14 protein-coding genes are annotated in these 12,324 nt (G+C 62.5%); 8 read left to right on the forward strand and 6 right to left on the reverse strand.

What is annotated here, in order from left to right; genetic code table 11:
- Nucleotides 1-42 precede the first annotated feature (42 nt).
- The 4 genes from PSN43_RS14530 to PSN43_RS14545 all read left to right on the forward strand — a co-directional run bounded on the left by PSN43_RS14530 (nt 43) and on the right by PSN43_RS14545 (nt 4,051).
- The gene (locus tag PSN43_RS14530) at nt 43-2,433 is read left to right on the forward strand and encodes an intermembrane phospholipid transport protein YdbH family protein (protein WP_272701456.1); all 2,391 of its coding nucleotides are present in this window, start codon (nt 43-45) and stop codon (nt 2,431-2,433) included.
- A gap of 9 nt (nt 2,434-2,442) precedes the next feature.
- Nucleotides 2,443-2,652, forward strand: a complete 210-nt coding sequence (locus PSN43_RS14535) for a hypothetical protein (protein ID WP_272701457.1) — start codon at nt 2,443-2,445, stop codon at nt 2,650-2,652.
- Entirely contained in the window at nt 2,642-3,004 is a 363-nt protein-coding gene (locus tag PSN43_RS14540) for a YdbL family protein (RefSeq protein ID WP_272701458.1), read from the forward strand. The genes PSN43_RS14535 and PSN43_RS14540 overlap by 11 nt, the downstream gene beginning before the upstream one ends.
- A gap of 147 nt (nt 3,005-3,151) precedes the next feature.
- Nucleotides 3,152-4,051 (forward strand): pseudouridine synthase, encoded by a 900-nt coding sequence (locus tag PSN43_RS14545; RefSeq protein ID WP_272701459.1) that lies wholly within the window; start codon nt 3,152-3,154, stop codon nt 4,049-4,051.
- Between the two features lie 99 nt (nt 4,052-4,150).
- Here PSN43_RS14545 and PSN43_RS14550 read toward each other — a convergent pair whose 3' ends face one another.
- Nucleotides 4,151-4,606 (reverse strand): hypothetical protein, encoded by a 456-nt coding sequence (locus PSN43_RS14550; RefSeq protein WP_272701460.1) that lies wholly within the window; start codon nt 4,604-4,606, stop codon nt 4,151-4,153.
- 9 nt (nt 4,607-4,615) lie between these two features.
- Entirely contained in the window at nt 4,616-5,032 is a 417-nt protein-coding gene (locus PSN43_RS14555) for a hypothetical protein (protein WP_272701461.1), read from the reverse strand.
- A 140-nt stretch (nt 5,033-5,172) separates the two neighbouring features.
- On the opposite strand from PSN43_RS14555, the gene PSN43_RS14560 reads away from it, so the two are divergent.
- Nucleotides 5,173-5,736 (forward strand): BON domain-containing protein, encoded by a 564-nt coding sequence (locus PSN43_RS14560; RefSeq protein ID WP_272701462.1) that lies wholly within the window; start codon nt 5,173-5,175, stop codon nt 5,734-5,736.
- 70 nt (nt 5,737-5,806) lie between these two features.
- Nucleotides 5,807-6,256, forward strand: coding sequence for a C40 family peptidase (locus PSN43_RS14565; RefSeq protein ID WP_272701463.1), 450 nt, complete (start codon nt 5,807-5,809; stop codon nt 6,254-6,256).
- On the opposite strand, the gene PSN43_RS14570 is transcribed toward PSN43_RS14565, so the two are convergent.
- From PSN43_RS14570 to PSN43_RS14585, 4 genes are all read right to left on the reverse strand, one after another.
- Complete coding sequence (locus PSN43_RS14570; protein WP_272701464.1) at nt 6,253-7,548, reverse strand: hypothetical protein; 1,296 nt, start codon at nt 7,546-7,548, stop codon at nt 6,253-6,255. The two genes, PSN43_RS14565 and PSN43_RS14570, sit on opposite strands and share 4 nt — an antisense overlap.
- 103 nt (nt 7,549-7,651) lie before the next feature.
- A complete protein-coding gene (locus PSN43_RS14575; RefSeq protein WP_272701465.1) occupies nt 7,652-8,143 on the reverse strand; it encodes a hypothetical protein in 492 nt (163 codons plus the stop codon).
- Between the two features lie 49 nt (nt 8,144-8,192).
- Nucleotides 8,193-8,426, reverse strand: coding sequence for a hypothetical protein (locus PSN43_RS14580; protein ID WP_272701466.1), 234 nt, complete (start codon nt 8,424-8,426; stop codon nt 8,193-8,195).
- 2 nt (nt 8,427-8,428) lie between these two features.
- Nucleotides 8,429-9,901 carry an alpha,alpha-trehalose-phosphate synthase (UDP-forming) gene (locus tag PSN43_RS14585; RefSeq protein WP_272701467.1) on the reverse strand — a complete coding sequence of 491 codons (1,473 nt, stop codon included), beginning with the start codon at nt 9,899-9,901 and terminating at the stop codon, nt 8,429-8,431.
- Between the two features lie 209 nt (nt 9,902-10,110).
- On the opposite strand from PSN43_RS14585, the gene PSN43_RS14590 reads away from it, so the two are divergent.
- On the forward strand, nt 10,111-10,371 hold the full coding sequence (locus PSN43_RS14590) for a co-chaperone GroES (RefSeq protein WP_269942668.1): 261 nt from the start codon (nt 10,111-10,113) through the stop codon (nt 10,369-10,371).
- Between the two features lie 153 nt (nt 10,372-10,524).
- Entirely contained in the window at nt 10,525-12,111 is a 1,587-nt protein-coding gene (groL, locus tag PSN43_RS14595) for a chaperonin GroEL (RefSeq protein WP_272701468.1), read from the forward strand.
- Nucleotides 12,112-12,324: the final 213 nt, after the last annotated feature.

A 12,324-nucleotide genomic window follows, 5' to 3' on the forward strand; every position in this document is an offset into this window, starting at 1 on the left:
TCCCCCTTGCCAACGGGGCGGAGAAGCCCGTATAGAAATTAAATGTCCGCTTCCCTTGGCAAAAAAATCCTGAAATGGACCGTGTTGGTCACGCCCTGGGCGCTGGCCGCCATGCTGGCTGCGGGTTGGTGGCTGACGGTGTGGACGCCGGGATACCTGGAGCGGCTCATCCCCAAGCTGGCTGCGGACATGGGGCTGCGCCTCACGGAATTCCACGTGCGCGACGCGGGACTGTTCTCGGCCGACATCGGGCCGGTCCGGCTCGGAGACGGCGAAAACGGGCTGAGCCTGGCCAACGTGCACATCACCTACACTCCGGCCTCGCTGAAGATGGGCCGGGTGAACGAGGTCCGTCTGGACGGACTGCGGCTATCCTGCTCCTTTGACGGGGAACGGTTCCACATGCCGGCCCTCGACATGCTTCCCGAATCGGACGGCGGAACGCCGAAAGACGCCGCCCCGGCCATTCCCGGCCTGCCGCTGGACTCGCTGACCCTGCGCAACGCGGTCATGCGCTGCGTCGTCCTCGGCCGAACGGTTTCCGTTCCTCTTGAAGCCGAGATCACGCCCGGCGACACCGTGACGTTCCGGGCCGACCTGACGCCGCGCGATCAATCAATACATCTTGAAGGAGCCCTCGGGCCGACCCTGAACGACCTGACGCTCAAGCTGAAAGCGGACGCGCTGCGCGTGGAGGCGTTCGGCGATTTCCTGCCCGTTCCTGTGGCCGGAACCGCAGACCTCGCTGCCGAAGCCGAAATCGACCTGGCCGCTTCAGCCGACGCCGGGATCGGATTTTCCATGGCCCTGACCCGAAGCGATCTGCGCGCGCTCGGCGTGCGGCTGGCCGAAGACGCGACGGTCGAGGTCAAGGGGCGAATTAAGGAGAGGGAAATCCGATTTTCCGTAAGCCGCGTCGCCTTAGAAGCGCCCTATCCCGCCTCCCTCACCATTCCATCCGGCAGGCTGAACAAAAACGAACTGTTCGCGCAATTCTCCCTGGCCGGAGCCGGGGTGGAAATGGGCGGCAGGCTCGACATGACGCGCAAGGCGGACGGCGAAAAACTGTGGAACGTCTCCCTGACTGCCGCCAACCCTGACAGGCTGGTTGTGCAGGCCTCCGGCAGGGTTCTCACCCTCAACGGGTTCATCTTTTCCATGCAGGGCGAAGCCGGTCCGGATTCGGCGGACGTGGTGCTGGACTGCGCCACCCGCGGGACTGGGCTGGCCAACAGCGGATTCTCTTCCGGCTCCATGCGCATGACGCTGCCGCTCAAATGGCCCGCGCCCAAATCCAACAAGGCGGGGGCCATCACCCTCTCAAGGCTCGCCCTGGACAAACACAAACTCGGCGACGTCCGGGCGCAGGTACACCAGATGGGCACGGACCTGGCCTACGCAGGCACACTGCGCACCGACCTGCTTCCCGGTCTCCGGGTTCCCTTTTCCGGTCAATCGTCACTGATCGACAACGAATCGGACATAACCTTCAAGGTAGACGGCTACACGCTTCCCCGTGGATTCAGCCCGGCGGCCCTGTCGCCCGGACTCAAGGGCGTCGAGCTCGACGGAACCCTCCAGGCCGAAGGCGGCGTGTCCATGAGCCCGCGCGGCCTGGAAAGCCGGGCCAAGGCGTCCCTGACCGGCGGGAGGCTGACCCTGAGCGAGGGGAGCACGATGGTTGACGGCATAGAACTGACCTACTCCACCCCCGACCTGTTCACCCTGCGCAGCGCACCGGCCCAGACCCTGACCTTCGATTCGCTCAAGGCGGGCGACATCCTCCTGAAAAAGGGTAAAATCGTCTACCAACTGGAATCCATGGGTTCCATCCTGGTGGAAGAGGCCGGTTTCCGTTGGTGCGGAGGGCACGTGTCCAGCAAGGCTTTCCGTATCGTGCCGGAATCAAGGGAATACGGAATCACCCTGTTCTGCTCGGAGCTGAAGCTTTCCGAAATCCTGTCCCAGCTCGGCCTGGCCAAGGCCGAGGGCGAGGCGGCGCTGTCCGGCGAGTTGCCCGTGAGCTGGAAAAATGGGAAAATTTCGTTCAACAGCGGATTTTTGCACTCCACGCCCGGCGAGGGCGGGACCATCCGGGTGGAGGCCATGCAGGATTTAGTGGCCGCCATCCCCGAGGGCACGCCCGAACGCGGCCAGTTGGAACTGGCCCGGGAGGCGGTCCGGGATTACCAATACAAATGGGTGCGCATCAAGGCGGACACCGTGGGCGAAGACCTGCTGGTCCGGCTGTCCGTGGACGGCAAGCCCGCTTCCACCCTGCCCTTCGTCTACAAGCGTGAATTCGGCGGCTTCCTGCGGGTCACGGGCGATGTGAAGGGATCGAATTTCCAGGGCTTGCGCCTGGACGTCAATTTCAGCGTACCGTTGGACCGCATTTTGCTTTATAAAGACATCGCACGCATGATCGAATAGGAGAATGCCATGAAAGATTACGTAGCCGTGACGGCCTGCCTTCTGCTGCTGTCCGCCTGGGGCTGTTCGTCCAGCCACAAGGTGGAAGTGGCCCCGGTCGAGGTCAAGCCCATCCACATCACCATCGACGTGAACGTCCGGGTCGACCGGGCCCTGGACGATTTCTTCTCCGACATCGATGAAGCACCTGTTGAACCGGAGGCGACCAATGCGCAATAAGATCACTCTCGTCCTCACCCTTTGCCTGGCCTTGAGCCTGGCCGCGACCACGGTCCTGGCCGGGGATATCAAGGACCGCATCATAGCCCGCAAACCCGTCATCACCGCCCTGCTGGCCGACGGCATCGTGGGCGAAAACAACCAGGGCTTCCTCGCGTTCCGGGGACCGCAAAAACAGGCCGACGTTGTGGCCGCCGAGAACCGGGACCGCGCCGAGGCGTACGGCCTTATCGCCAAGAAGGCTGGGACCACCCCCGCGCTGGTGGGCCAACGCCGCGCGGCCAAGATCGCCCAGACCGCCCCTCGCGGCACCTGGCTGCAAAGCCCGGACGGCTCCTGGTACAAAAAATAACTCACCCTCCAGCCCCCGCCGAAGGCACTCAAAAAGTTTAGGAAAAGGAGGGGATGGAAGTTCGGGGGAAGGGAAGGGAAGAACCCTTTTCAAAGGGTTTTCCCTCCCCTTCCCCCGGCCGCCGGAGGCCCCCTCACCCCACATACCATGCCGGAAACACAATTCATCATCGTCACACAGGCCGAATCAGGCCAGAAGCTGTTGCAATTCCTCGAACGAAGGCTGACCGGCGACGTGCCGCGCTCGGCCATCCAGAAATGGATCAGGACGGGCCAGGTGCGCGTGGACAAGGGCCGCAAAAAGCCCTTCGACCGCATCGAGGCGGGACAGACCGTGCGCATTCCGCCATACTCACCGGGCGAAGGCAAAACCGTATCCGAAGCGGGCAGCCTGGTCATAGCCTATGAGGACGACGAGGTCCTGGCCGTGGCGAAGCCAGCCGGTCTGGCCGCCCACGGCGGCGACGGCGTGGAGGACTCGGTCACGGCAAGACTGCGGGCGATGTTCCGGGACGCGGATTTCATGCCCACCCTGGCGCACCGGCTGGACCGGGACACTTCCGGCCTGCTCCTGGCCGCCAAGAGCTACGGAACCCTGCGCGAGCTCAACGACCTCTTCGCATCCGGCGGCGTGGCCAAGGTCTATCTGGCCTGGGTGGACGGACGGTGGTGCGAGCCGGACGGCGCGCTGCTGGAGGATGTCATGGAGAAATCCGGCGCTCCGGGCAAGGAACGGGTACGCACGGGGACGGGCAAAACCGCGCTGGCGCGGGTCGCTGGGCTGTCCGTGAGCAAGGACCGCTCGCTGTTGGCCGTGCGGCTGCTCACCGGACGCACGCACCAGATCAGGGTGCAACTCGCCTCGCGCGGCTACCCGGTGGTCGGGGACAGGAAATACGGCCAGAGCAAATCCCGCACGTCCATGCGGCTGCACTGCTACGCCATGCGCGCCGGGGAACGGACACTCAGCCTGAAACCGGCCTGGTCGGGGGGATGGGAGCCGGACCGGGAATCGCTCGAAAAGGCGCTGGCGCAACTCTTCGACTGATCCCCCGGGCCTACCAGCTTATGGAAATATCCTCTTCGGCCCTGCGGTCGAACTCGGCCACCTCGTCCAGGTGCTCGGCCATGTACTCTTCCTCGGAGATCATGCCGTCGCACTCGCCTTCGTAGCGCGGACCGAACTTGACCGCGACCGCAACGCCGCAATCCAGGGAGACCACATAGGCCCGGACCAGCCTGCACAAGCGCGGCAGCCAGGAGGTATGCGGCGGATATGCCTTGATCCCGACGGCCATGCCTCCAAATCCCGCCCGATGAGGTCCTCGAACTCCTTGCGGACCATGCTGGAAACCAACACCGAGGTATCGTCCCCGGCGCGGTAGAGGTGCCCCTCGATGCTCGCGCCCATGAAGTCGCGGCGGACCCGCTTGTCGTACTTGAGCGCGTCGCCCAGGGTGACGGTCACGGCGTTCCCGGTTTCCGGCCGGGAATAGGTGATGACGTTGCCCTTGCGCTCCTCGGTGAACGGCCCCCTGGCGGCGCAACCGACCATAAGGAACATGGCGAGCAGGAGGGTGCCGGGCAAAATGATGCGTTTCATGATCTTCTCCTATTTCCAGCCGATGACTTCATAGCCTTTTTCGCGCAGGCAGCGATCGACGAAATTCTTGTGGATCGCAGCGGGATCGCCGGACTTGAACCCTTCGTTGACCGCGCTTCCGGCGGCTGCCGCGCCACCCGTGGCGGCGGCCGCGAGGCCCACATCATTGCCCATGATGGCGGCGAACACCGCTCCGGCGGCCGCGCCGATGGCTGCGGATTTCCCCACATTTCCGGCGGCGGCTCCAGTGTCGGACGCATTGGCCCCGGCCGCCTCGGCCTTCATGACGCAATCGTCGATGTCGGCCTGGGCGACCTGCATCCCCACCTCGTCCAGATGCGCATTGGGATAGAGCACAGGCCGCTTCGGCCCGCACCCGGCAAGCAGCATCCCGGACAACACCGCAATCAGCAGAATTCCTTTCATATCGCAACCTCCGGAAAACAATATAAGCAGTATGATAAAATATGGAGCCTGGGTCAATGGCGGGAGCGTTCCGGAGCGGTTGCTTCCGGTCCGCAAAATCGGTATATAGAGAATATCTAGAAAATCTCAGGGGGAATCCCATGCACCGCGTAAATACTGTCCTCTCGCTTCTCATGCTGCTGGCCGTGGGCCTGTTCGCCAACGGCTGTGCGGTCTATGACGTGGCCGTGGAGGAACGCAATGTCGGCGAATACGCCAACGATGAAAAAATTGCCTTCCTCATCGAAAAGGAATTCCTTGCGGACGATCTCGTCAAATACATGGACTTCGACGCGTCCAGCTACGAGGGTCTGGTCTACGTCGTGGGCGAATACGAATCCCGCGCGCAGGTGGACCGGGCCGTCCAGATCGCCAAGTCCGTGGATGGCGTGCGCTCCGTCACCACATACCTGCTGCCCAAGAAGGCCGACGATTCCTGCGGCACCACCGACAACCTGCAACTCTACGCCAACGTCAAGAACCTGCTCGTGCAGGACAAGAACATCTGGTCCACCAACGTGGAGATCAAAACCGTACAGTGCAACGTGGTCCTGCTCGGCATAGTCGGCTCGACCGCCGAACGGGACAAGATCATCGATTACGCCAAGTCCGTGCCCGAAGCGCGCTCGGTCAAATCCTTCCTGCGGATCAAACGCAAACCGTAGGCAACGGATGAAGGCGCGCCGGGGAATCATACGTATTGCGCCGCCGCTCGCCATTGCGGCCTGCGCGCTATTGCTCTGCGCCTGCGCCGGGACCGTCCCCCCGCCGGTCCAGCCCGACGCCATGGTTCCAGGCGCGACCGCCTCGCCCAAAGCGGAAAAGATCATCCGCACGGCCCGGTCGCTCATCGGCGCTCCCTACAAATGGGGAGGCTATTCGCCCCAAACCGGCTTCGACTGCTCGGGATTCATCTGGTACGTCTACCACAGCAACGGGGTGAACCTGCCGCGCATGTCCTGGCAGCAACTCGGAGCCGGAGACCCTGTCGCGCGCAGGGACATCCGGCCCGGCGACCTGGTGTTCCATCAGGTGGACAAGGGCGGCAAATCCCTGCACGTAGGGGTCGTCACCGACCGGGGCACCTTTGTGCACTCCCCCAGCTCCGGCAAACGGGTCATGGAATCGAATATAAACTCGCCCTTCTGGGCCGAGCATTATCTGGGCGCACGGCGCGTGCTTTAGCCGTCTTCGGGCGGATTCTTCCCTTTTTTCCGACGCAAAACCGTATCGCGGACCGAGCGAACGCCCTTTTCCACGGACTTGCCCGTGGAGCGCAGAGCGCCCTTGGCCGAACCGGCCACGCCGCCCACGCCTTTTCCAACCTTGCCGACAGCACGCCCGGCCACTCCGGCCGCGTCCCGGGCCTTGCGCGCCGAGCCCTTGACGGCTCCAACGCATTTGCCCACGGCCCGGTCTACGCCGTCCACCACGGAACGGGTGGTGTCCGTGACACCGCGCCCAACGTTCTTCGCCCCGTCGCCCACGGCTCCGGCGGCCCCTGAGACCGTCCGGCCGACCGAACCGGCCGCACCCGTCACCGACTTGCCGACGCTGGAGAACGCCTTCCTGGTCCCGCCAGCGACCGCCTTGGTGGACCCCTTGACCAGCAGCTTGGTCACCTGGGTCACGGTCTCGCCCGAAATGGACATGAACATGCGCGCCGCCTCCAGAGTGGCGGAACGGCGCATGGCTCCGCGCCGGGCCAGGTCAAGACTCATGTAGTTGCGGGCCACGATGCCGCAACGCATGGCCAGCAGCGCGTTGGTGGAACCGCTCAGGATGGAGCTGGTCACGGTCCCGGCCACGGCCTCGGCTCCGGGCATGGCCCCCAGGGCGGACCCGGCCACCAGCGGCCCCATCAATTCGTGGACGTATTCCTCGATGCCGAACTCCTCGATGGACCCGGCCAGAAACGACGTCACCGCGATATTCACATACAGGTTGACCAGCTCCCGATAATGGGGCCGCTGGGCATAAAGCTTGGATATGCGCCAGGCCAGGCGTGAAATGAGAAAAAGCACCACCAGGGCGTCCAGACGCCCGTTCTGGGACACCGCCGAACCGATGAACACCCGCTTGGCCGTGGAACGAATTTCGTCGTCCGCCTTCTGCCTGAGGACGGTCAGCCCGGCTTCAAGGTCTTCCTCATCGCGTACGGCCACGCCTTCGTTCTTGAGGATGCGGTTCCTGGACAACCTTTTCACCAACTCGCGGCGAAAGCGTTCCATCTCCTCGGGCGTGGGGTCGGCATGAACCAGAAGCGGCCGGGGGCGGACCAGCAACAGGGAGGCCCACCACCCCAGAGAGCCGAGCACCGCGGCCAAGAGAATCCAGAAGACCCAGGGGGCCAGGGCCGGGTCGATACGCCCGGCGAAATCGGCAAGTCCGGATATGCAGTCGTACAGAAAGGCGAGAAACGCCCCCAGAACGATGATCCCGGCGATGGTCAGGAAGTTCTTCATCTGTTTCGACATGGGTTCCTCCATGCACAAGATACGTCCCGCGGGGCGAAAGGCAAGAGGATGCGGAAAAGGCCGTCCCGGACGGGGCGGCCTCGCGGGTCGGGTGAAAGGCCGTTTATTTCTTCGGGGCCAACGGCTTGTAGTACATGCCGATCTTGATGCGGTCCGTGACGAACTGGCTCTTGAGCTTGACCCTCAGGTCATCGGTTTCCCAACGGTACTCGTCCCAGCCGTCGACCTTCTTGTGATCGGGCAGCCCGTAGGACTCCATGAGGGTGGCCACCACCTGCTTCACGTCCTGGGCCTTGGCGATCTCCACCAGCACGGTATAGAGCCTGCCTTCCAGGAATCCGTAAGTGACGTTCGCGCCCTGGATGCGGAACACACCGCACGGCTCGACCTTGTTCACGCGGTAATACTTCACCCCGTCGGCGGTGTGAGAATACGTGATCTCCTCGACGGCGGAAATGGGCTCGCCCCAGGGGATGGCTCCGCAATCCTCGACGGTCCGGGCTTGTTCAGCGGCCAGGACGGCGGAGGTCATGCACACCATCAGCATCAGGACGAAAAGGGATACGCGGGTCTTCAAGGCCGACTCCTTGTTCATGGTTCCATTACAGTAAATTATATATGCTTTCCGAAAAACGGGGCGTCTGTCAACCGTTGGTTTTAGTGCCCTTGTAGGTAAACGCCTTCTTGTCCATGGTGTAGTAGCTCCCCCGATCGATGCCCACGGCGCGGCCGCAGGGGCAGAACACCTTGCCCTCCCGTTCCTCCATGTTCCAGACCTTGTGGATGCGGTCCTTATGGCAACGGTGCACCTCGCCCGGCCCTATCTTGAAATACTTCCAAAGCTTGCGGCGGCAATCCGCGCACTTGAGAATGAGCATGGCTAGACCCTGTTGAAGTGGACAGTCTCCACTTCGGGGAAATCCTCCAGCGACTTGGCAATGCCCGCCCTGAGGAAGGAGTCCACCCAGCGGAAGATATTGTTGCGGCGAATCTGCTCGCGAAGCTTGGACATATGCGCCTTGCACTCCTCCCTGGGCCAGAACAGGACGCGGTGCAACGCCTTGGCGATGCCTTCCACATCGTAAGGATTGACCAGATAGGCGTGCCGCTGAAGCTGGGCGGCGGCCCCTGCGAATTCGCTCAGGACCAGCACCCCGTTCCCCTTGTTGTTGCAGGCGCAGTACTCCTTGGCCACCAGGTTCATGCCGTCGCGCAACGGTGTCACCAGAGCCACATCCGCGGCCGCGTAATAGGCCACCAGTTCGTCGTGGGGCAGGCTCCTGTAATGATAGTGCACGGGCACCCACCCGGGAAAGGAGAACTCGCCGTTGACCCGTCCCACCAACTGTTCGATCTCGGTTCTCAGCTCCTTGTATTCGTCCACCTCCTCGCGGCTCGGCACCGCAATCTGGACGAAATTCACCTTGCCCATGAGATCGGGATAACGGCGCAAGAGGGTCTGGATGGACCGGATACGCTCGGGGATGCCCTTGGTGTAGTCCATGCGGTCCACGCCGAGAATAATCTTGCGATGCCGCAACGCCTCCTTGAGATCGAAGACCTGCCGGGCCACGTCGGGACGCGCGGCCATCTCCGAAAATTGGGCATAGTCGATGGAGATGGGAAAGGCTCCGGCCCGGAACGAGCGGTTGCTCATGTTGACGGTCACCACCGCGCCCCGCCCCTCGACCCTCGCCTCGGGCATAAGCCGATGCAGGCAGGCGGCGAAGTTACGCCTGTCCTGAATCGTCTGGAAACCCACCAGATCGAACTCGGTCAGGGCCTGGATCAGCTTGGCGCGCCAGGGCAACTTCATGAAGATGTCCGGCGGGGGAAAGGGGATATGCAGGAAAAAACCGATGTTGCGCCTGACGCCCATGGACTTGAGGAAAAAAGCCTGGTGCATGAGGTGGTAGTCCTGAATCCAGATGTAGTCGTCGGCCGACGACCGCCGGGCCACGACCTCGGCGAACTTGAAATTCACATCCAGGTAGGTCCGCCAGTAACGGGGGTGGAATCGGCAGAGACTCTGCAAATCATGAAACAGCGGCCAGATGATCTCGTTGGAGAAACCGTCATAGTAGCCCCGCACCTCCTCCTGGGTCAGGGGCACAGTGCACAACTCGTAGCCAGCCTCCTCCGTGAATTCGGAGAAAAGCTCCTCCATGTCCGCCTCGGGCTCCGCCGCCCCGGACCAGCCTATCCACATGCCGCCCCGGTTCTTGAGCACCGGAGCCATGGCCGTGACAAGCCCTCCCGACCCCTGCTTGAGCTTCCAGCCGTCCGCCTCCTTGCTGAGGGCGACGGGAAGGCGATTGGAGACCACCACCAGCCGTTGCTGTGAGGATTCCATGTCGTATCAGCTCCCGTTTACCATGTTTATTTGATTTTTCTATCTTCGCATTGTTACTCCGCTTCGGTCAGGATTTCAACCGAACCGCCGGACGACCCGGAAAAATATCCGCCGTGGCTGTTGACACCGTGCGCCGCGTACTTATCTCTTGGCCCAGTCGAAACACACGCCGCCAAGCTTGCGGTGAAGACATCATAAGGAGACTTTTCATGGGTTTGAAACCGCTTAATGACCGTGTCATCGTCCAGAGGAAGGAAGAAGAGGAAAAGACCGCCGGGGGCATCTACATCCCGGATTCCGCCAAGGAAAAACCCCAGAACGGCATCGTCATCGCCGCCGGTCCCGAGTGCAAGACCGTCAAGGACGGCGACATCGTCCTGTTCGCCAAGTACGCGGGCAGCGAGTTCAAGATGGATGGCGACGATCTCATCATCATGCGTGAAGACGACATCCTCGGCGTGTTTGCCTAAATCCGTTCACCGCGTCTCGGCGGAGGATCTGAACCGGCGCGGGAAGACCGCCATCCGACATTGATCCTCCCCGCCCCCTGACGCGGGTCCATCCGGACGGCCGGACCGACAACAACAACTTCTGACACTCACATTTCATAGGGATTCTGAACAATGGCAAAAGCAATCGATTACAAAGCCGTCGCCCGCGAAGGTATGCAGCGCGGCGTCAATATCCTGGCCGACGCGGTCAAGGTCACTCTCGGCCCCAAAGGCCGCAACGTCATGATTGAAAAGACCTGGGGCGCTCCTCAGGTGACCAAGGACGGCGTGACCGTGGCCGAAAAGATCGACCTTGAGGGCAAGCTCGAAAACATGGGCGCCCAGATGGTCAAGGAAGTGGCCAAGAAGACCAACGATATCGCAGGCGACGGCACCACCACCGCCACCGTCCTCGCACAGTCCGTCTTCAACGAAGGCGTCAAGCTCCTGGCCGCCGGCCGCAACCCCATGTCCCTCAAGCGCGGCATCGACGCCGCCGTGGCCGCAATTGTCGAGGAACTGGACAAGATGGCCAAGCCCATCAAGAAGACCTCCGAAATCGCCCAGGTCGGCACCATCTCCGCCAACAACGACGCCACCATCGGCGAAATCCTGGCCGAGGCCGTGGACAAGGTCGGCGACAACGGCGTCATCACCGTTGAGGAATCCCAGGGCCTGACCACCGAGCTGGACGTCGTCGAAGGCATGCAGTGGGACAACGGCTACCTGTCCCCCTACTTCGTCAACAACCAGGATGAACAGACCGTCACCTTCGAGAATCCGTTCATCCTCCTGGCCGAGAACAAAATCTCCAACATCAAGCCGCTGGTGCCCATCCTCGAAGCCGTGGCCAAGGCCAACCGGCCCCTGCTCATCGTGGCCGAGACCGTCGAGAACGACGCCCTGGCCGGTCTGACCATCAACGCCATGCGCGGCGCCCTCAAGGTCTGCGCCGTCAAGGCCCCGGGCTTCGGCGACCGCCGCAAGGAAATGATCCGCGATATCGCCATCATGACCGGCGCCACCCCGGTTTCCGAAGACACCGCCGTGACCCTGGAATCCATCCGTCCCGAACACTTCGGCACCGCCCACAAGGTCGTGGTCGGCAAGAAGAACACCATCATCGTGGACGGCGCAGGCGAAAAGGAAGCCATCAAGAACCGCTGCGACGAGATCGCCAACATGGCCAAGAACGCCACCAGCGACTACGACCGTGAAAAGCTCCAGGAACGCCTGGCCAAAATGGTCGGCGGCGTTGCCGTGGTCAAGGTCGGCGCAGCCACCGAAATCGAGATGAAGGAACGCAAGGACCGCGTGGACGACGCTCTGAACGCCACCCGCGCCGCCGTTGACGAAGGCATCGTGCCCGGCGGCGGCACCGCCCTGGTCCGTGCAGGCAAGGTCCTCAAGACCCTCAAGCTCGACGACGACACCGAACAGGCAGGCATTGAGCTCATTGCCCGCGCCATCGAAGAGCCCCTCAAGCAGATCGCCAACAACTGCGGTCTCGAAGGCTCCGTGATCGTGGAAAAGGTTAAGGAACTCAAGGGCAACAACGGCTTCAACGCCGCCACCGGCGAGTACACCAACCTCGTCGCCGCAGGCGTCATCGATCCCAAGAAGGTCACCCGCATCGCCCTGCAAAACGCCGCCTCCGTGGCCAGCATGCTCCTGACCACCGAATGCGCCATCTCCGAATTCGTCGCCGACGAAGACTAGCCCGCGCAGAATGAACTACCAAAGAGGCGGACGCGCGATGCGCGTCCGCCTCTTTTTTTGTTTGCGCCTCCGGCGGCCGGGGGAAGGGGAGGAAAAACCCTTTGAAAAGGGTTCTGTGCAACCAGGAACATGGGTAACACTTCTGCCCGGGAACATAGGTAACACTTTTACCGTTTCTGTTTCGGCTCCGGGGGCCTGATCAGGCCCCCGGAG

Source organism: Desulfovibrio sp. Fe33 (assembly GCF_028532725.1).
Lineage (GTDB): Bacteria > Desulfobacterota > Desulfovibrionia > Desulfovibrionales > Desulfovibrionaceae > Pseudodesulfovibrio.